The organism is Escherichia sp. MOD1-EC6098 (assembly GCF_002965865.1).
Lineage (GTDB): Bacteria > Pseudomonadota > Gammaproteobacteria > Enterobacterales > Enterobacteriaceae > Escherichia > Escherichia marmotae.
In genome coordinates, this window is record NZ_PTSN01000040.1 from 1 (window position 1) to 18,827 (window position 18,827).

The 18,827-nt window shown below is 49.3% G+C and carries 17 protein-coding genes, 1 tRNA gene, 2 rRNA genes and 1 pseudogene; 4 read left to right on the forward strand and 17 right to left on the reverse strand.

The window, feature by feature from the left end; translation table 11 throughout:
- Positions 1 to 4: 4 nt before the first annotated feature.
- The 3 genes from rrf (C0K55_RS24540) (at position 5) to rrf (C0K55_RS24550) (ending at position 365) form a co-directional block, all read left to right on the forward strand.
- Positions 5 to 120 (forward strand): 5S ribosomal RNA (gene rrf / locus C0K55_RS24540).
- Positions 121 to 134: 14 nt separating this feature from the next.
- A tRNA-Thr gene (locus C0K55_RS24545) sits at positions 135 to 210 on the forward strand.
- Positions 211 to 249: 39 nt separating this feature from the next.
- Positions 250 to 365 (forward strand): 5S ribosomal RNA (gene rrf, locus C0K55_RS24550).
- A gap of 63 nt (positions 366 to 428) precedes the next feature.
- Here rrf (C0K55_RS24550) and C0K55_RS24555 read toward each other — a convergent pair.
- From C0K55_RS24555 to acrE, 7 genes are all read right to left on the reverse strand, one after another.
- The gene (locus C0K55_RS24555) at positions 429 to 1,187 is read right to left on the reverse strand and encodes an amino acid ABC transporter ATP-binding protein (RefSeq protein WP_000078317.1); all 759 of its coding nucleotides are present in this window, start codon (positions 1,185 to 1,187) and stop codon (positions 429 to 431) included.
- Between the two features lie 7 nt (positions 1,188 to 1,194).
- Entirely contained in the window at positions 1,195 to 2,298 is a 1,104-nt protein-coding gene (locus C0K55_RS24560) for an amino acid ABC transporter permease (protein WP_105266852.1), read from the reverse strand.
- Positions 2,299 to 2,307: 9 nt separating this feature from the next.
- Entirely contained in the window at positions 2,308 to 3,489 is a 1,182-nt protein-coding gene (locus C0K55_RS24565; protein ID WP_000019641.1) for an amino acid ABC transporter permease, read from the reverse strand.
- 67 nt (positions 3,490 to 3,556) lie between these two features.
- On the reverse strand, positions 3,557 to 4,582 hold the full coding sequence (locus C0K55_RS24570; protein WP_000738562.1) for an amino acid ABC transporter substrate-binding protein: 1,026 nt from the start codon (positions 4,580 to 4,582) through the stop codon (positions 3,557 to 3,559).
- A 429-nt stretch (positions 4,583 to 5,011) separates the two neighbouring features.
- Complete coding sequence (locus C0K55_RS24580; RefSeq protein WP_000825670.1) at positions 5,012 to 5,233, reverse strand: lipoprotein; 222 nt, start codon at positions 5,231 to 5,233, stop codon at positions 5,012 to 5,014.
- Positions 5,234 to 5,484: 251 nt separating this feature from the next.
- The gene (acrF, locus tag C0K55_RS24585) at positions 5,485 to 8,589 is read right to left on the reverse strand and encodes a multidrug efflux RND transporter permease subunit AcrF (protein WP_105266853.1); all 3,105 of its coding nucleotides are present in this window, start codon (positions 8,587 to 8,589) and stop codon (positions 5,485 to 5,487) included.
- Between the two features lie 11 nt (positions 8,590 to 8,600).
- A complete protein-coding gene (acrE, locus tag C0K55_RS24590) occupies positions 8,601 to 9,758 on the reverse strand; it encodes a multidrug efflux RND transporter periplasmic adaptor subunit AcrE (protein WP_061091086.1) in 1,158 nt (385 codons plus the stop codon).
- 395 nt (positions 9,759 to 10,153) lie between these two features.
- On the opposite strand from acrE, the gene envR reads away from it, so the two are divergent.
- Positions 10,154 to 10,816: an acrEF/envCD operon transcriptional regulator gene (gene envR, locus C0K55_RS24600; RefSeq protein WP_105266854.1), complete on the forward strand. Its 663-nt coding sequence runs from the start codon at positions 10,154 to 10,156 to the stop codon at positions 10,814 to 10,816.
- Between the two features lie 2 nt (positions 10,817 to 10,818).
- Here the strand turns inward: envR and C0K55_RS24605 are convergent, their stop codons facing one another.
- The 10 genes and pseudogenes from C0K55_RS24605 to msrQ form a co-directional block, all read right to left on the reverse strand.
- Entirely contained in the window at positions 10,819 to 10,998 is a 180-nt protein-coding gene (locus tag C0K55_RS24605) for a DUF2556 family protein (RefSeq protein WP_001517193.1), read from the reverse strand.
- Positions 10,999 to 11,081: 83 nt separating this feature from the next.
- A complete protein-coding gene (gene yhdJ / locus C0K55_RS24610) occupies positions 11,082 to 11,966 on the reverse strand; it encodes an adenine-specific DNA-methyltransferase (protein ID WP_001258882.1) in 885 nt (294 codons plus the stop codon).
- An 85-nt stretch (positions 11,967 to 12,051) separates the two neighbouring features.
- Complete coding sequence (gene fis / locus C0K55_RS24615) at positions 12,052 to 12,348, reverse strand: DNA-binding transcriptional regulator Fis (protein ID WP_000462905.1); 297 nt, start codon at positions 12,346 to 12,348, stop codon at positions 12,052 to 12,054.
- 25 nt (positions 12,349 to 12,373) lie between these two features.
- On the reverse strand, positions 12,374 to 13,339 hold the full coding sequence (gene dusB / locus C0K55_RS24620; protein ID WP_001219652.1) for a tRNA dihydrouridine synthase DusB: 966 nt from the start codon (positions 13,337 to 13,339) through the stop codon (positions 12,374 to 12,376).
- Positions 13,340 to 13,667: 328 nt separating this feature from the next.
- Positions 13,668 to 14,549, reverse strand: a complete 882-nt coding sequence (gene prmA / locus C0K55_RS24625; RefSeq protein WP_001517191.1) for a 50S ribosomal protein L11 methyltransferase — start codon at positions 14,547 to 14,549, stop codon at positions 13,668 to 13,670.
- Positions 14,550 to 14,560: 11 nt separating this feature from the next.
- Positions 14,561 to 16,012, reverse strand: coding sequence for a sodium/pantothenate symporter (gene panF, locus C0K55_RS24630; RefSeq protein ID WP_001175693.1), 1,452 nt, complete (start codon positions 16,010 to 16,012; stop codon positions 14,561 to 14,563).
- Complete coding sequence (locus tag C0K55_RS24635) at positions 16,002 to 16,244, reverse strand: YhdT family protein (RefSeq protein ID WP_000381177.1); 243 nt, start codon at positions 16,242 to 16,244, stop codon at positions 16,002 to 16,004. The genes panF and C0K55_RS24635 overlap by 11 nt, the downstream gene beginning before the upstream one ends.
- Positions 16,245 to 16,352: 108 nt before the next feature.
- On the reverse strand, positions 16,353 to 17,702 hold the full coding sequence (accC, locus tag C0K55_RS24640) for an acetyl-CoA carboxylase biotin carboxylase subunit (RefSeq protein WP_000884623.1): 1,350 nt from the start codon (positions 17,700 to 17,702) through the stop codon (positions 16,353 to 16,355).
- A 10-nt stretch (positions 17,703 to 17,712) separates the two neighbouring features.
- The gene (gene accB / locus C0K55_RS24645) at positions 17,713 to 18,183 is read right to left on the reverse strand and encodes an acetyl-CoA carboxylase biotin carboxyl carrier protein (RefSeq protein WP_000354618.1); all 471 of its coding nucleotides are present in this window, start codon (positions 18,181 to 18,183) and stop codon (positions 17,713 to 17,715) included.
- A 398-nt stretch (positions 18,184 to 18,581) separates the two neighbouring features.
- A pseudogene (gene msrQ / locus C0K55_RS24655) lies at positions 18,582 to 18,827 on the reverse strand (protein-methionine-sulfoxide reductase heme-binding subunit MsrQ); the annotation flags it as partial.

Consider the following 18,827-nt stretch of genomic DNA (forward strand, 5'->3'; position numbering starts at 1 on the left):
TTTGCCTGGCGGAGATAGCGCGGTGGTCCCACCTGACCCCATGCCGAACTCAGAAGTGAAACGCCGTAGCGCCGATGGTAGTGTGGGGCCTCCCCATGCGAGAGTAGGGAACTGCCAGGCATCAAATTTAGCGTGCTGATATGGCTCAGTTGGTAGAGCGCACCCTTGGTAAGGGTGAGGTCCCCAGTTCGACTCTGGGTATCAGCACCACTTTTTAGGTTAAAGTTCGGCAGATTAGAAAAGAATTTGTCTGGCGGCAGTAGCGCGGTGGTCCCACCTGACCCCATGCCGAACTCAGAAGTGAAACGCCGTAGCGCCGATGGTAGTGTGGGGTCTCCCCATGCGAGAGTAGGGAACTGCCAGACATCAAATAAAGCAGAAGGCCATCCGAAAGGATGGCCTTTTTGCATTTTGAAACCATATCCAATTTAATGGATTACCTGCGATAAAAACGCCTGCGTGCGTTCCGATTTCGGATGTGCAAAAAACTCATCCGGCGCGGCCTGCTCAACAATCTCTCCGCGATCCATAAAAATGACCTTGTCAGCAACAGTGCGGGCAAATCCCATCTCATGCGTTACACACAGCATTGTCATACCCGACTGTGCCAGTCCAATCATCGTATCCAGCACTTCTTTCACCATCTCCGGATCGAGCGCCGACGTGGGTTCATCAAACAACATGATCTTGGGTTTCATGCAGAGTGAACGAGCTATGGCAACGCGTTGCTGCTGACCACCGGATATCTGCCCGGGAAACTTCTGTGCATGTTCGGCAATTCGTACTCTCTCAAGGTAATGCATCGCCAGAGCTTCAGCCTCTTTCTTCGGCATCTTGCGTACCCAAATCGGCGCCAGGGTACAGTTCTGTAAAACGGTCAGATGTGGGAAGAGATTGAAATGCTGAAAGACCATCCCTACTTCTTGCCTGACACGCTCAATATTGCGGATATCTTCGTTAAGTTCGATGCCATCCACTACGATTCTTCCCTGTTGATGTTCTTCCAGGTGATTAATACAACGGATGGTTGTCGATTTCCCGGAACCAGAAGGGCCACACAGAACGATTCGTTCCCCCGGTTGCACGATTAAATTTATATTCTTCAGGACATGGAATTGCCCATACCATTTGTTAACATTTTCCAGCGTAATCATCGCGTTAGCAGGTTGCAGTAAAATTTGGCTCATAGTGTCCTCAATGCGGTGTACGCTCGGTGTTAAAACGTTTTTCCAGATGTTGGCTATAACGCGACATACTGAAACAGAAGATCCAATAGATCAGTGCCGCGAAGACGTACCCTTCGGTCGACATGCCCAACCAGGCGGGATCAACGGTTGCCTGCTGAACGCTACTGAAAAGATCGAACAACCCGATAATGATCACCAGACTGGTATCTTTGAATAGTGCGATGATGGTGTTTACCAGCCCTGGAATAACCAGTTTCAGTGCCTGTGGCAGAATAACCAGCCCCTGGGTTTTCCAGTAACCCAACGCCAGCGACTCTGCAGCTTCATATTGACCTTTGGGGAGCGCCTGCAATCCACCTCGCACCACTTCCGCAACATAAGCGGACTGGAACAGGATCACTCCGACTAATGTACGGATCAGTTTGTCGATGCTGGTGCCTTCTGCCATAAATAACGGCAGCATCACTGACGACATAAACAACACGGTGATCAGCGGTACGCCACGCCAGAACTCGATAAAAATGACGGATAAGATACGCACAATCGGCATATGAGAACGGCGGCCTAACGCCAATAAAATCCCCCACGGCAGCGCCCCTGCAATCCCAACTGATGCAATAATCAAAGTAAGTGTTAGCCCACCCCATTGCCGGGTTTCAACTCGCTCAAGACCAAGAAAACCACTATACATTAGCCACCAGACAATAAGCGGGTAAATCACCGCCCATACCGCAATATAGCGACCGCGATGCGGGAGTATTTTCCAGAACATTGGTGCAATCGAAATCAGGCCAATCAGTAATGCCAGATTAATTCGCCAGCGTTGGTCGTGTGGGTAAAGCCCATACATAAACTGGCCAAATCGCTCGTGGATGAAGACCCAGCAGGCACCTGCTTTTGTACAGTCTGCGCGGGTTGACCCAACCCAGTTAGCCTGCAAAAAAGCCCAGTTCAGCAACGGTGGAATCAATTCCCACATCAGCCACAGGCAACCAATGGTCAGCAGACTATTACTCCAGTTTGAGAACAGATTTTTGCGCGCCCAAACTATAACGCGGCTTGGGTTATGGTTCGCCGGGCGCGGGGGATGAGACAGCAATACTTTCGTCATCATGACTCCTTAGCGTTCAACGATTGCGATACGGCGGTTATAGATATTCATCAGCAGTGAGATAGTCAGGCTGATAATCAGATAGACCGACATGGTCATGGCTATCGTCTCGATGGCCTGCCCGGTCTGGTTAAGCACGGTGCCGGCAAACAGTGAAACCATATCCGGATAGCCAATAGCGGCGGCAAGAGAAGAGTTTTTGACGATGTTGAGATACTGGCTGGTTAACGGAGGAATAATCACCCGCAGCGCCTGCGGAATAATCACCTGACGTAGTGTGACAGTATTGGGTAATCCCAGCGATCGGGCTGCTTCGTGTTGGCCATAAGGCACAGCCTGAATCCCTGCGCGGATAATCTCAGCGATAAATGCAGAGGTATAGACCGAAAGCGCCAACGTTAAGGCAGCCAGTTCAGGGATCAGCACCATACCACCGCGGAAGTTAAACCCTTGTAGGGCTGGAATGTTCCAGTGAAGTGCTGTGCCAAAAAGCCATTGCGCCAGCAAAGGTAAACCAATGATCATCACAGCGGCGACAGGCCATGTGCGACGTAGTTGACCGGTTTTTATCTGGTACGTTTTGTTGAAGCGAAATAGCCCAACAGAAATGGCTATAGCCATCACAACGGTCACGATAAACGCAAGAAATCCATCTCCCAGTTGCGGTGAGGGAATGTAAAGCCCGCGATTGCTCAAAAAGGCCAGATCAAACGCACTCACTGCCTGTCGCGGTCCGGGCAAATTGCGCAACACGGCAAAGTACCAGAAGAAGATTTGCAACAGCGGCGGAATATTACGGAAGATCTCAATATAAATTGTGGATAACTTTCGCAGTAACCAGTTCTCTGAAAGTCGCGCTAATCCAATAAAGAAGCCCAGAACAGAAGCGAACACAATACACAATGCTGAAACCAGTAGCGTATTGAGCAAACCGACAATAAAAACGCGTCCGTAGGTATCGCCCTGCTGGTAATCGATCAAATGCTGGACGATACCGAAGCCAGCGCCACGATCAAGAAAGGCAAACCCTGATGTAATGCCACGATTGCTTAGATTCGTCACGGTATTGTGAAATAGCCAACTAACAATGCCGACGACGGCAACAACGGCAAGGATTTGGAATAACCAAGCGCGAACCACAGGGTTGGCAAAGGAGAGTGAGCCTTTAACAGTTGGGCGGCGATGAGACATAGAAACCTCGAAAACCATAACGCTAAAGAGAGCGCCGCTGTAGCGACGCTCGTTACCTCACACTTACTTAACGCACGGGCGGTGCATATTGGATGCCACCGTTATTCCAGAGGTTATTTTGACCCCGTTTAATTTTCAGCGGACTTTCGGAGCCGACGTTGCGCTCAAAAATTTCCGAGTAATTACCTACCTGTTTGATGATGTTGTAGGCCCACTTGTTATCCAGTTTCAGATCCTTACCGTAATCGCCTTCTTTACCCAGCAGGTGCGCCATATCTGGTGTTGCCGGATTTGCTGCTTTTTCATCGACGTTCTGTGAATTAACGCCCATCTCTTCAGCATTCAGCATGGCGAACAGGGTCCAGCGCACAATAGAAAACCATTCGTCATCGCCACGACGAACCACCGGGCCAAGCGGTTCTTTAGAGATAACTTCCGGCAGAACAATCCATTCGGCAGGGTTACTTAATTTGATACGCAAGGCATACAGTTGTGATTGATCCGAAGCCAGAGTATCGCAGCGACCAGACTCCAGTGCCTTCGCGGATTCGTCAGAGCGATCGAAAGTCACTGGCGTGTACTTCATATTGTTTGCCTTGAAGTAATCGGCAACGTTGAGTTCAGTATCCGTACCCGCCTGAATACAGACAGTTGCGCCATCAAGTTCCTTCGCGCTTTTTAACCCTGCTTTGTCATGTGTCAGGAAACCAATGCCGTCGTAATAAGTGACGCCAGTAAATACCATTCCCATGCCTGCGTCGCGAGATGAAGTCCAGGTCGTATTACGGGAGAGTAAGTCCACTTCTCCGGATTGCAATGCAGTAAAGCGTTCTTTTGCGGTGAGCGGCGTATATTTCACTTTCGTGTCGTCGCCAAATACAGCAGCGGCAACACCACGACAAACATCAACATCAATACCAGAAAACTTACCGTCTGCATCAGCATAAGAGAACCCCGGTAATCCGTCGCTGATCCCGCATTGCACAAAACCTTTTTTCTTTACAGCATCGAGCGTCGCGCCAGCATGCGCCTGATTTGCAACGGCAAGCAGCACGCTGGCGGCAGCCAGTGTGGCTATCATCATCTTTTTCATAATGCTTCCTGTAAGGCGAAAATTATCGTTATAGAACGTTTGGGAAACGTTTTTTACCTGTCTGTGGCCATCCTCTTATAAGCAAAAGTAGTGCCAGTTTTTGCGCACGATTCCGCGACGCAATAAGCAGAGTGTAGACAGGAAATAATAGAAACAGCGCCCCGCAATGGTGCGAAAATGAAACATGCGCCACATTTTGGCGCAAAATATTTACGCGTATTTTACTAAGCAGAATAATGATTATTAGCGTGAGTATCAGAAGGGATGATGTTATTGAAAAATAAATTCATGCGTTATTTCGATAGAAAGGAAAGCGACGAGATAAAATGCTTAATTAAAAGGGAATTAGCCAGCGGAATATAGCAATGTTTAACGTATAGAAAGATTCTGTATCGTTAAACAGAGCGCGGACTTCCGCGCTCTGTTCAGTTATTTTGACAGAGCAATAATCCCCATTGTCAGGCCAGCGACAGCCGCTGCCCCGCCAGCAATAGCTCCGGCAGTTTCCCAGTTATCCTGCGTCGTACCTTTCATACAGGTATTGGTGTGAACCAGACGGCCCTGATCGTCATAAACCGGAACGCAAGGGGAATCGTGAGCACAACCCGCCAGCAATGCGGTGAGCAATGCCACAGAAATTAATCTTTTCATGATGTTACCTCAATAATAACGCTATCGCTTAATAAGTGAATTCTCTTATTAACGATCTGGATATTATTTTATCATTGGTAGTTATAATTCTTTTAGGATGAATAATGACAAATTATGTGAATTGTAAAAATAGTGAAGGGAGAAGGTGCAAATGAGTTGCTGGTTATAGAAAAAATAATGCTTATCCTATTAATTATTCTCATTTTTCCAGAAAATTTAAAAGGCGTCGAAGACGCCTTTATGTTTCTGATTTACCCTTTGAAGCAACGGCGGATCACGACAAAGAACACCGGCACGAAGAAAATAGCCAGCAATGTTGCAGAGACCATGCCACCCATTACACCGATACCCACTGCGTTCTGAGCGCCGCTCCCGGCACCGTTACTGATAGCCAGCGGCAACACGCCGAGTATAAATGCGAGGGATGTCATCAGGATAGGTCGCAGACGCATGCGCACCGCCATTAGCGTTGCTTCGATAACGCCTTTACTTTCTTTCTCCATCAGGTCTTTGGCGAACTCAACAATCAAAATGGCGTTTTTGGCTGATAAGCCAATTGTCGTTAACAAGCCCACCATAAAATAAACGTCATTTTTCTGATTAAAGAGTGTTGCAGCCAGCAGTACACCGACAATCCCTAATGGCACGACCAGCATGACCGAGACGGGAATTGACCAGCTTTCATAGAGCGCCGCAAGGCACAGGAAAACCACCAGGAAGGAGATTGCTACCAGGGCAGGAGCCTGGTTACCCGATAAGCGTTCCTGATACGACATCCCCGTCCAGTCATAACCAATGCCGGCAGGTAATTTTGACGCAAGATTTTCCATCAGCGCCATCGCATCACCGGAACTGGTTCCTGGCGCGGCTTCCCCCTGAATCTCCATTGAAGGCAGGCCGTTGTAGCGTTCCAGTCGCGGAGAACCATACACCCAATGTGCAGTGGTAAAGGCAGAGAATGGCACCATTTCACCGTTGGCGCTGCGGACATAAAGTTTATCGACATCTTCTGGCAGCATACGGAATTTTGCATCAGCCTGAACGTACACTTTTTTTACCCGTCCACGGTCGATGAAGTCGTTAACGTAAGTTCCGCCCAACGCCGTAGAAATAGTCTGATTGATATCAGAAAGCGAAACGCCTAATGCCTGTGCCTTTTCCTGGTCAACTTCAAGTTTGAACTGCGCGGTATCTTCCAGACCATTGGGACGTACACTGACTAAGCTGTCAGGATGTTGCGCCGCCATACCAAGCAACTGGTTGCGGGCCTGGGTTAGGGCATCGTGCCCCAGACCGGCCTGATCGATTAACTCAAAGTCGAATCCCGTTGCTGTGCCCAGTTCAACAATGGCTGGCATATTGAACGGAATGACAAAACCGTCGCGGATCTTGCCCAGCTCCATTTTGGCGCGGTGGATAACTGCTTCCGCGCTGTTTTCATCGCCACCACGCTTTTCCCACGGTTTCAGGCTAACGAAGGCCATCCCGGCGTTTTGTGCCTGGCCGCTGAAGCTAAATCCGTTAACCGTAAAGACGCTTTCAACGTTCGCTTTCTCGTTCTTCAGATAGTAATCCGTCACTTGATCCAACACTTTTTGCGTCCGCTCTTGCGTCGCGCCAGCAGGAAGTTGAATCATGGTCAGAAAGACCCCCTGATCTTCTTCCGGCAAAAAGGAAGAAGGGAGACGTAAAAACAACACTACCATTCCGGCAACTATCAGCGCATAGATCAGTAAATATCGCCCTGTGGAACCGAGGATTTTGCCAACGCTATTGGTATAGTGGTTAACGCTATGATCGAAAGTGGTATTAAACCAGCCGAAGAAACCGCTCTTTTTATCGTGATGTTCGGCAGAGACTGGTTTGAGTAGCGTTGCGCATAATGCAGGGGTGAGAATCAATGCCACCAGTACGGAAAGCGCCATTGCCGAAACAATGGTGATAGAAAACTGGCGATAAATTGCCCCTGTGGAACCGCCGAAGAATGCCATCGGAATAAAAACCGCTGACAGCACCATCGCAATACCCACCAGTGCGCCCTGAATTTGCGACATCGATTTTTCCGTCGCTTCTTTTGGCGGGAGATTATCCTCCATCATCACGCGCTCGACGTTCTCTACCACCACTATCGCATCATCGACGAGCAGCCCGATGGCAAGCACCATTCCAAACATTGTTAGTGTGTTGATGGAGTAACCAAAAGCGGCGAGGATGGCAAACGTCCCTAACAGCACTACGGGCACAGCAATGGTGGGGATCAGCGTTGCTCGCATATTCTGCAAGAACAGATACATCACCAGAAACACCAGGATAATGGCTTCAACCAGCGTTTTTACCACTTCGTGAATAGAAAGCTGGACGAATGGTGTGGTGTCATAAGGGTAGAGAACCTTCATTCCCTGCGGGAAGAATGGCTGTAATTCTGCCAGTTTCGCCTTAATGGCTTTCGCCGTATCGAGGGCGTTCGCACCAGTGGCTAGTTTAATACCCAGACCCGCTGCCGGTTTACCGTTGATACGGGCGATGACGTTATAGTTTTCACCACCAAGCTCAACACGGGCGACATCTTTCAGGCGAACCACTGAACCGTCGCTGTTCACGTGCAGGGTGACTTTGCTGAACTCTTCCGGATTTTTTAACCGGGTCTGAGCAATAATCGAGGCGTTCAACTGTTGCCCAGGCAACGCTGGTGTTCCGCCCAGTTGCCCGGCAGCTATCTGATCGTTCTGCACTTTCAACTGGTTAATCACATCAACCGGTGTCAGTTTATATTTGTTTAGTAGGTCGGCGTCCAGCCAGATACGCATCGCATACTGTGCGCCAAATAGTTGCACGTCACCAACGCCATTCAGGCGGCTAAGCGTATCTTTAACGTTAGAGGCCACATAGTCCGAGATATCGTCCTGAGTGGTACTGGGATTATCAGAGACAAAACCTGCCACCATCAAATAACTGCTACTGGACTTTTCAACGCTAATCCCCTGTTGTTGAACTTCCTGCGACAGCAACGGCGTGGCAAGTTGGAGTTTGTTCTGCACCTGGACTTGCGCGATATCTGGATCTGTCCCTGACTGGAAAGTGAGGGTAATTGTTACGCTACCGGCGGAATCGCTGGTGGAGGACATATACATCAGGTTATCGATACCATTCATATTCTGTTCGATAACCTGCGTCACCGTATCCTGTACGGTCTGTGCATCAGCACCCGGATAGTTTGCCGAAACAGAAACCGCAGGCGGCGCAATGGTTGGGTATTGGGCGATAGGTAATTGTAGGATCGCCAGTACGCCTGCCATCATCAGAATAATGGCCAGCACCCATGCAAATATCGGTCGTCGAATAAAAAAGTTTGCCATGTCTGATTGCCTTACTTCGACGCAGTATCTGCGGGGGTATCGGTCGTGGTTTTAACCTGTTCTCCCGGACGCGCTTTTTGCAGACCGCTGACAATGACTTGATCGCCAGATTTCAGCCCTTCGCTAATTAACCATTTATCGCCAATCGCCTGGCTGGCAACGACTGGACGCGCTTCAACCTGACTTTTCTCATTCACAATCAGCACGGTTGCATCGCCACGCGGTGTGCGGCTGACGCCTTGTTGCGGAATAAGAATGGCATCAGGTTGTACACCTTCATCAATCCGGGCGCGCACAAACATACCCGGCAGAAGCGTATGCTGTGGGTTAGGGAAAACCGCACGTAGGGTTATGGAACCAGTGCTTTCATCCACGGTCACATCGGAGAATTGCAGTGTGCCTTTCAGGGGATAAGTTTGACCGTTTTCCATGACCAGCTCTACGTTGCTGGTGGTGTTTTCCTTATGTAAATTTCCTTGCTCTACGGACTGCTTCAGTCTCATGAAATCGTTGCTTGATTGGGTCACATCGACGTAGATAGGATCGAGTTGCTGGACAGTCGCCAGTTCAGTCGTTTGCCCGTTAGTGACGAGAGCACCTTCGGTCACAGTCGATTTGCCGATACGTCCGCTAATTGGCGCGGTTACTTTGGTATAAGCGAGATTGATGCGGGCGCTTTCGACCGTGGCTTTTGCGGCAATCACGGCGGCATCGGCCTGGCGGGCATCAGCAATGGCCTGATCGTACTCCTGCTGACTGATGTATTTTGTGCCCACGAGCGGAACGTAACGTTTTACCGTCAAATGCGCGATGGAAGCGGCGGCTTCACTTTTCGCCAGTTCACCTTTCGCACTGTCATAACTTGCCTGATAGGTCGCTGGATCAATCTGGTACAGGGACTGACCTGCTTGCACATCGCTGCCTTCAGTGAAATTACGATTTAGTACGATCCCGTTAACCTGTGGGCGAACTTCGGCAATACGGAAAGCGTTGGTACGGCCAGGTAATTCAGTTTTAACTTCTAACGGGGCAGTTTTCACAACATGAACGGTAACCTGCGGTTCACCGACGTGAACTTTCTCTTCTCCCTTATCGTTGCAACCCGCGATTAACGCTGCGGAGATCATGATAAAGGGGGGCAGGAGGAAAAACCTGGCATATTTCGTCATTACTATTCCTCAAAAAAACAAAAGCGCGTTATTTGCCAGAAAAAGGCAACGCGTTAACTCGCAGAAATAAAAATACAGTTCGCTATCCTACAAATTATCGTCCGGCGATGTAATAAATAGTTATGAATACTGGCCTCTCAAGGCACATAAACACAAAAATAGATTCGTGTTCTAATGTTTTGTTTTGATGTGAATTGAAGGGAGAGGAATTGTTTTGACGCAAATTGAAACGTACATTCATTAAATAAATGTATTCTACGTCAATAATGGATTTTGTTTATTTGACGATTTATAGCAGGTGAATTTTAGCCTCTCGTATAAATAAATATTGGGTGATACATTACCTTTCATTATTTCCTTTATGTCTAATGTATTTATTTCCTGAATAATTAATCATGGCAAAAAGAACCAAAGCTGAAGCTCTGAAGACCCGGCAAGAACTGATTGAAACCGCCATCGCCCAGTTTGCGCAGCATGGTGTAAGCAAGACGACGCTCAATGATATCGCTGATGCTGCCAACGTCACGCGTGGCGCTATCTACTGGCATTTCGAAAACAAGACCCAACTGTTTAATGAGATGTGGCTGCAACAGCCTTCATTGCGGGAGTTAATTCAGGAGCGGTTGACGGCAGGGGCAGAGCATAACCCGTTTCAGCAATTGCGTGAAAAACTGATTGTTAGCTTGCAATATATTGCCGAAATTCCACGCCAACAAGCATTACTGCAAATTTTATATCACAAATGTGAATTTAATGATGAGATGCTGGCAGAGGCCGTAATACGCGAGAAGATGGGTTTTAATCCGCAGATTCTGCGCGAAATATTGCAGGCATGTCAGCAACAAGGCTGTGTGGAAAATAATCTCGATTTAGATGTAGTGATGATTATTATTGAGGGTGCTTTCTGCGGAATTGTCAAAAACTGGTTAATGAATATGGCGGGTTACGATCTTTATAAACACGCACCCGCCTTAGTCGATAACGTATTAAGAATGTTCATACCAGATAAAAATGTAGCAAAACTAATTCATAAAACAAATGAATTAGATATCGTATAAGCTTACATTCTGTTGTAGAAATCCAGTTCGTCACAGTTAACCAGTTTAAGTGGATTAACCGAATTCATATTGCGGCATTTGTCTGTTTCTGTAGCCAACAGCTCAATCCATTGCATCAGTAAAGTATCAAACAGAAAAACGGAGACAGCGAAAACGACGAGCCACCAATACTTGCGAATCATTACCTGAGCCTGTGCATGTTTAACCAAGTCTGGCAGGAAATATACACGAAATGAATAATCTGAAAACCAGGCTTACACTTCCTTTACTTTGCAATGAGATCGGGGTCAACTTCGCTGACCCGGCATCGTTTTGACAGGTTGCCGGTCTTTCTTTTTTTTACTTTCGCCAGCTCTTCCACGGAGTAATGTGACGCGATACCCAGTCGTCGGAGCCCCATCTTGATGTACTCGCTGTTAATCTCAATACCAATGAATTTTCGCCCGGTTGTGACGGCGACCGCGCCGGTGGTAAAACTGCCCGCAAACGGGTCGAGAACGATATCTCCAGGGTTTGAAGAGGCGAGAATAATGCGTTTCAGCAATGCTTCCGGCTTTTGCGTCGGATGGTTTTCATATTCATCCATCAAATAACGCACGCGCGGAAAATCCCAGACGTTGCCCGGTACTTTTTGATTATTGTAAGGCTGCGGAGGATTTTTACGATAATCGATCAACGCGCGCTGCGATCCGGTTTTGGCTTCTACCAGAATAGCATCGCTGTTAAATGTGTAGTTCTTTGCGTCTTTCACCATCATCAGGATAGGTTCGTACATGGAGCCGTAGTGTTTCTTCGCCTGTACCCCAGAACTGTCATATGACCAGACGATGCGACTTTTGATGGTAAAAAGTTTGCGACACTGGATATCGATAAAGGGCATGTTTTCGGTGCTGTTCATGATGTACATGCAGCCCTGTTTTTTAAGGATGCGGTGGCACTCTGCAATCACTTCAAATAGCCAGTTAATAAACAGATCTTCTTTCCATGCTTCGATCAGACCATCAAAATTTTTGCCGATGTTATAAGGCGGGTCGGCAAAGATCAGATCGATGCTCCCGGTGGGGATTTTTTTTAGCTCGGCTAATGCATCACCCTGAATGATCGTTTTTGTTTCATCGCCAAACCGGGTGGGTTCACATCCTGTTCTCATGGTCACTCCCTTTGTGACGCCTATAAAAAAGGCGCTTCCCCATGCCGAGTAGCGCCTTTTTAATCAAGCATTTAGCTAACCTGAATTAGTTCATGCCGTACTTTTTCAGTTTTTTACGCAGTGTACCACGGTTGATGCCCATCATCAGCGCAGCACGGGTCTGATTACCACGGGTGTATTGCATCACCATGTCCAACAGGGGCTGTTCTACTTCAGCCAGTACCAGCTCATAGAGGTCATTAACATCCTGACCATTCAGTTGAGCAAAATAGTTCTTCAGTGCCTGTTTAACCGAGTCACGCAGGGGTTTTTGGGTTACCTGATCCTGAGAGTTAACGGTAGAAACGGTCAGTACGTCAGAATTTACGCGTTGTTCGAACATAGTTCTGTCAGCTCTTTATTTCTGTTTACGCAAAATTTTCGAAGTATGCCTCCAACGCCTCCAGCTGTTCGCTGGCATCCTCAATGGCGTTGAATGTGCGCCGAAACTGGTCATTTGGAGCGTGTTCCTGGAGATACCAGGAAACGTGTTTACGTGCAATTCGGTAACCTTTCGCCGGACCATAAAAGTCATGCAGTTCCCGAACATGCGCGCAAAGCAAGCGCTTAACCTCTGCCAAAGGCAGCGGGGGCAGCAACTCCCCAGTGTCCAGATAATGCTGGATTTCCCGAAAGATCCAGGGTCTTCCCTGAGCTGCGCGGCCTATCATCAGGGCATCCGCCCCTGTATAGTCGAGCACAGCTCTGGCTTTAAGCGGGTCAGTAATGTCGCCATTCGCGATAACCGGAATGGAAACTTTCTGCTTAACTGCCCGAATACTGTCGTATTCAGCTTCTCCATTGAACAAACAGGCGCGTGTACGACCATGAATGGTCAGAGCCTGAATGCCACAGTCTTCAGCCAGTTGGGCAATCTCTTCGCAGTTACGGTGTTCCGGCGCCCAACCGGTGCGAATCTTCAGAGTGACAGGAACGTCCACTGCATTGACGACCTCGGTAAGGATCGATTTAACGACATCCGGGTACTGCAAGAGGGCTGAGCCTGCGAGCTTGCGATTCACTTTTTTAGCCGGGCAACCCATATTGATATCAATAATTTGGGCACCGCTTTCCACGTTAATACGTGCAGCATCCGCCATTTCTTTCGGATCGCTACCGGCAATTTGCACGGTGCGAATACCGGGTTCATCAATGTGCACCATCCGTAAACGAGATTTGTCGCTTTCCCAAACCTGAGGGTTAGAAGACATCATCTCGGATACTGTCAATCCGGCTCCCATCTCGTAGCACAACGTCCGAAAAGGTCTGTCTGTAATGCCAGCCATGGGCGCTGCGATCAGGCGATTTCTGAGCTGATATTGTCCGATGCGCATGAGTTAAGAAATGACCATACTGTGACTGCAAGGCGGCGTATATTACGCATTTTTTGCACGAGATGAAAGGCCAAACTTTGACCAATCCTCTGAGATGGATCAAAGAATTGCATTTAAAATGAACGCCGCGGAATAATTAGTCATAAAAATCATCACATTAGAAACAAGTGACTAAAATTTGCACTCAAAGAAATTTGAGTAAGTTCTCAATTTTTCTTTATGAATGAAAATTCAGGCACGTGAATTTGCTCAAATAATCAGCAAATTCACGTGCCTTTTGTGATGTTGCTCGCACTTCGCGCTACACCACTATGCCGCATTGTGAAGGTTAATTCTTACGACCGGTAATGCGACACCACTCTTCTTTTTCCACAACCGGGTCGAGCGTGAAGCTATCGGCATACGCGTCACAAACGCTCTCTGCCTGGCTTGCCAGGATACCGGAAAGGCCCAGTAAACCGCCTGAAACCGGCAGGACGCTGATTAACGGCGCCAGTTCACGTAACGGGCCTGCGAGAATGTTAGCGACCACCACGTCGGCCTTCATTGCTTCAGGCTGATCTTTCGGGAGATAGAGTTCCAGTCGATCAGAAACACCATTACGTTCAGCATTGTCGCGGCTGGCCTGAATGGCCTGTGGATCGATATCAATACCAATAGCTTTTGCTGCGCCCAACTTCAGCGCCGCGATAGCCAGAATGCCGGAACCACAGCCAAAGTCGATGACCGTTTTACCGGTTAAATCGAGGCTGTCGAGCCATTGCAGGCACAGAGAGGTGGTTGGATGAGTGCCCGTACCAAACGCCAGACCCGGATCTAACATCACGTTGACAGCATTTTCGTCTGGTACATCGCGCCAGCTTGGACAGATCCACAGACGTTCGCCAAAGCGCATCGGGTGGAAATTATCCATCCACTCGCGTTCCCAGTCTTTATCCTCCAGTTGCTCGATTTTATGCGCGAAGCCCGCGCCGAGTAGCGGATGGTTTTCCAGAATCGCCACAACTTCATTCATGTCTGTTTCTGCGTCAAACAGACCAATCACATCGGTGTCGCCCCACAGGCGAGTTTCGCCCGGCAGTGGCTCAAACACTGGCGTATCGTGGGTATCCTGAAAAGTGATAGAAACGGCACCGGCTTCCATCAGCGCATCGCTAAGATCTTCTGCATTCGCGCCGGTGGTGTTCAGTTTCAGTTGGATCCAAGGCATGGCAAAACTCTTTATTTATCAGTAGTCAAAACGGTAGCTTGCGGGACGGATGTACCGAAACGGTTTCCGACCAGGAAAGCCAGCAAACTTAGCAGTAACGAGGGCACGATAGGGTGGAAGCCCAGGTACTGAATATTCAGGGTTGCAAGTACGGCATACAGCACGCCGCCGACGATCATCGCGCTTAGCGCGCCTTTGGCGTTAGCGCGTTCCCAGTAAAGGCCCAGCACCAATGGCCACAGGAAGACGGCTTCAAGACCACCGAAGGCCAGCAAATTTAACCAGATGATCATTTCTGGCGGCTTCCAGGCGGCAAGCAGCAGCAACGCGCCGAGAACCAACGTAATCACCGCCGACATCCGCTTCAGACGCGTCTCGTTTTGCATTTGTTCCGGACGGATATTCAGATAGAGATCTTTAATGATCGTAGCGGAACTTTGCAGCAATTGGGCATTGATCGTCGACATAATCGCGGCCATTGGGGCGGCAAGGAAGATCCCGGCAGCAAACGGCGGCAACACTTTTACCATCAACGTTGGGATCACCAGATCCGGCACGGTGAGATCAGGGATCACCGCGCGGCCTAACGCGCCAGCCAGATGCATACCAAACATCAGGATCGCCACCACAATTGTACCGATGATGATCCCCCGATGTACCGCTTTGCTGTCTTTGTAAGAGATACAGCGCACCGCGGTATGCGGCAGGCCAATCACCCCAAAGCACACCAGAACCCAGAACGAAGTCATGAAGGCAGGCGACAGAATATCATCAGCGCCTTGTGGTGTTACCAGTTGCGGATCAATGGATTGTAGCGTCTCTACTGCGTTGCTTAAGCCGCCAGCAGCATGGACCACGCCGACCAGTAGCACAATGGTGCCAATCAGCATCACCAGCCCTTGCATAGTGTCGTTCAGCACACTGGCGCGAAAGCCACCAAAGGCGGTATACAACGCAATACTGATGCCGAAAATCAGCAGGCCGGTTTCATAAGGAATGCCAGCAGCGGTTTCCAGTAGACGCGCACCGCCGATAAACTGCACGGTCATTGCACCAACGAATGCTACCAGCAAACTCAAACTCGCCAGCCACACCAGCAAACGGCTCTGGTAGCGGGCAAACAGCATATCGTTCAGCGTTACCGCATTGTAGCGGCGCGCGAGAATAGCGAACTTCTTGCCGAGAATACCGAGCGAAAGCCAGACAGCAGGTAGCTGAATCATCGCCAGCAATACCCAGCCCAGCCCGTATTTATAAGCAGCGCCGGGTCCGCCGATAAACGAACTGGCGCTGATATAGGTTGCGGTGAGCGTCATCGCCAGCACAATACCGCCCATAGAGCGGCTGCCGAGGAAATACTCATTCAGGAAAGTGCCCGTGTTCCGTTTACGCATCGCATAAACCGAAATCCCGAACACCACCACCAGATAGGCGACCAGCGGTAGAATCACTTCAAGCTGCATCGTCATCCTCCAGCGGAATATCGCGATAGATAAATTTCACCATCGCCCAGCACAGTCCAATAAACAGCAGCGGCGTCAGGATGCAGGCCATCTCAAACCAGCGCGGAAAACCGGTAAAACCGGGGGCAACGCCAGGTAAGTAAGCAGCTACTAACCAAACAAGCAGATACAAAAGGGTCAGCCCCAGCGCCCAGCGCGCCTCTTTATGGGCCTGAACAAAACGAGTGTCCATTTTTTGTCCCTGATGGGTGAATAAAGCGGGGATTGTACCTTATGGGGCTTGCCGATCCCCAGAAATAAAAAAGGCCGGAAAATCCGGCCTTTTGACGCTGTTGCAGTCTTATTTTTCCTGAAGACCGAGTTTTTTCTCCAGATAGTGGATGTTAGTGCCACCATGCTGGAAGTTCTCGTCGTTCATGATGCGGATCTGCAGATCAACGTTGGTTTTGATACCGTCGATGATTAGCTCCTGCAGCGCATTCTTCATGCGTGCAATCGCCACATCACGGTTTTCACCGTAGCAAATCAGTTTGCCGATCATTGAGTCATAGTACGGCGGCACGGTGTAGCCAGCGTAGATATGAGACTCCCAACGCACGCCAAAACCGCCAGGTGCGTGGAAACGGGTGATTTTGCCCGGGCTTGGCAGGAAGGTGTTTGGATCTTCGGCATTGATACGGCATTCCACCGCATGGCCGCGAACATGAACTTCTTCTTGCTTGATCGACAGCGGTTGACCGGCAGCGATACGCAACTGCTCTTTGATCAGGTCAACGCCGGTGATCATTTCAGTAACCGGGTGTTCTACCTGAATACGGGTGTTCATTTCGATGAAATAGAATTCGCCGTTTTCAAACAGGAATTCGAAAGTACCTGCTCCGCGATAGCCGATATCAACACACGCTTTGGCACAACGTTCGCCAATGTAGCGACGCAGTTCCGGGGTAATGCCCGGTGCTGGCGCTTCTTCGACCACTTTCTGGTGACGGCGCTGCATGGAGCAGTCACGTTCAGCCAGATAGATAGCGTTGCCCTGGCCGTCCGCCAGTACCTGAATCTCGACGTGGCGAGGATTTTCCAGGTATTTCTCCATGTAAACCATATCGTTGCTGAAAGCAGCTTTCGCTTCCGCACGCGTCATGGAGATGGATTGCGCCAGTTCAGCGTCGCTGCGCACTACGCGCATACCGCGACCGCCGCCGCCGCCGGAAGCTTTGATAATTACCGGGTAACCAATGCGTTTAGCAATGGCGCGGTTTTTATCCATATCGTCGCCCAGCGGGCCGTCAGACCCTGGTACACAAGGGACGCCAGCTTTTTTCATCGCGGCAATTGCCGACACTTTGTCACCCATCAGGCGAATGGTGTCTGCTTTCGGGCCGATGAAGATAAAGCCAGAGCGTTCAACCTGCTCAGCAAAATTGGCGTTTTCGGAAAGGAAGCCGTAACCCGGATGGATTGCTACTGCGCCAGTGATTTCAGCGGCGCTGATGATTGCCGGGATGTTCAGATAGCTTTTTACTGACGGAGCAGGGCCAATACAGACCGTTTCATCTGCCAGTAATACGTGTTTTAGGTCGCGATCCGCGCTGGAGTGCACTGCGACAGTCTTGATGCCCAGTTCTTTACAGGCACGAAGAATACGCAATGCAATCTCGCCACGGTTGGCAATAACAATTTTATCCAGCATGTTCGCCTCGTTACTCGATGACGACCAGCGGCTCGTCAAATTCTACCGGTTGTCCACTTTCGACCAGAATTGCTTTCACAGTACCGGATTTGTCTGCTTCGATCTGGTTCATCATTTTCATGGCTTCAACGATGCACAGGGTATCGCCCACGTTCACTTTCTGACCCACTTCGATGAACGCTTTCGCGTCCGGGCTTGGGGTGCGGTAGAAAGTACCAACCATTGGGGAACGTACGATGTGACCACTGATTTCCGCTGCTGCTGGCGCTTCCATGGAAGGAACGGTCGCCGGAGCGGCTGCGTTAGACTGAGCTGGCTGCTGCATCATTGGTGCAGCGTAAGCTTGTTGCATCATCGGGAAACTTGCGGCAGGTGCTGCACGGCTGATGCGTACTGACTCTTCGCCTTCAGAAATTTCCAGTTCAGAGATGCCTGATTCTTCAACCAGCTCGATCAGTTTTTTAATCTTACGAATATCCATGAGTGGGTTCCGTACTCTTTGTTTAGTGTGATTGTGACAGGCGTTTCACCGCCGTCTGTAAAGCGTATGCCCCGACAGTAGCTGTATGCATAGCGATAAATTCCAGCCAGCCGGGACGCCGGTCTATTTTGCCCCAGAGTGTCAATGTGAGACTTGACGGACATTGTGCAGCGATCTGCTGCCATTCTCCGGCAAAAAACAAAATATACCTTCGTTTCGCCATTGTCACCTTTTCCGCAGCTCAAAAACTGCGTCAGGGAGAACGAGGTCGCACATTATAACGATTTCGTAGCAAATGGCAGCTAAATACTGGTCTTATCAGGGAAGATAATCAACAGCTAACATGTAAATAACTTTCAACGCCGCGTATTTTGCAACAAGCCGCACAGTTCATGAAATTAGCGCCACCATTGACGGAACTTCTTATAACGTAAGGCTAAAAGCAGTAAAGCCAGCCCAGCGTAGATGATTGGCTGTGGTGAGATAATCTTTACTGACCACAGATAATGTATGGGGGCCAGGATCGCGACAAGATAGACGAAGTTATGCAATTGTTGCCAGCGTTTGCCTAAGTTTCGCTGCATCGCCTGCGTGGAAGTGAATGTTAAAGCCAGTAAAATCAGCCAACTGATAATTCCGAGCGT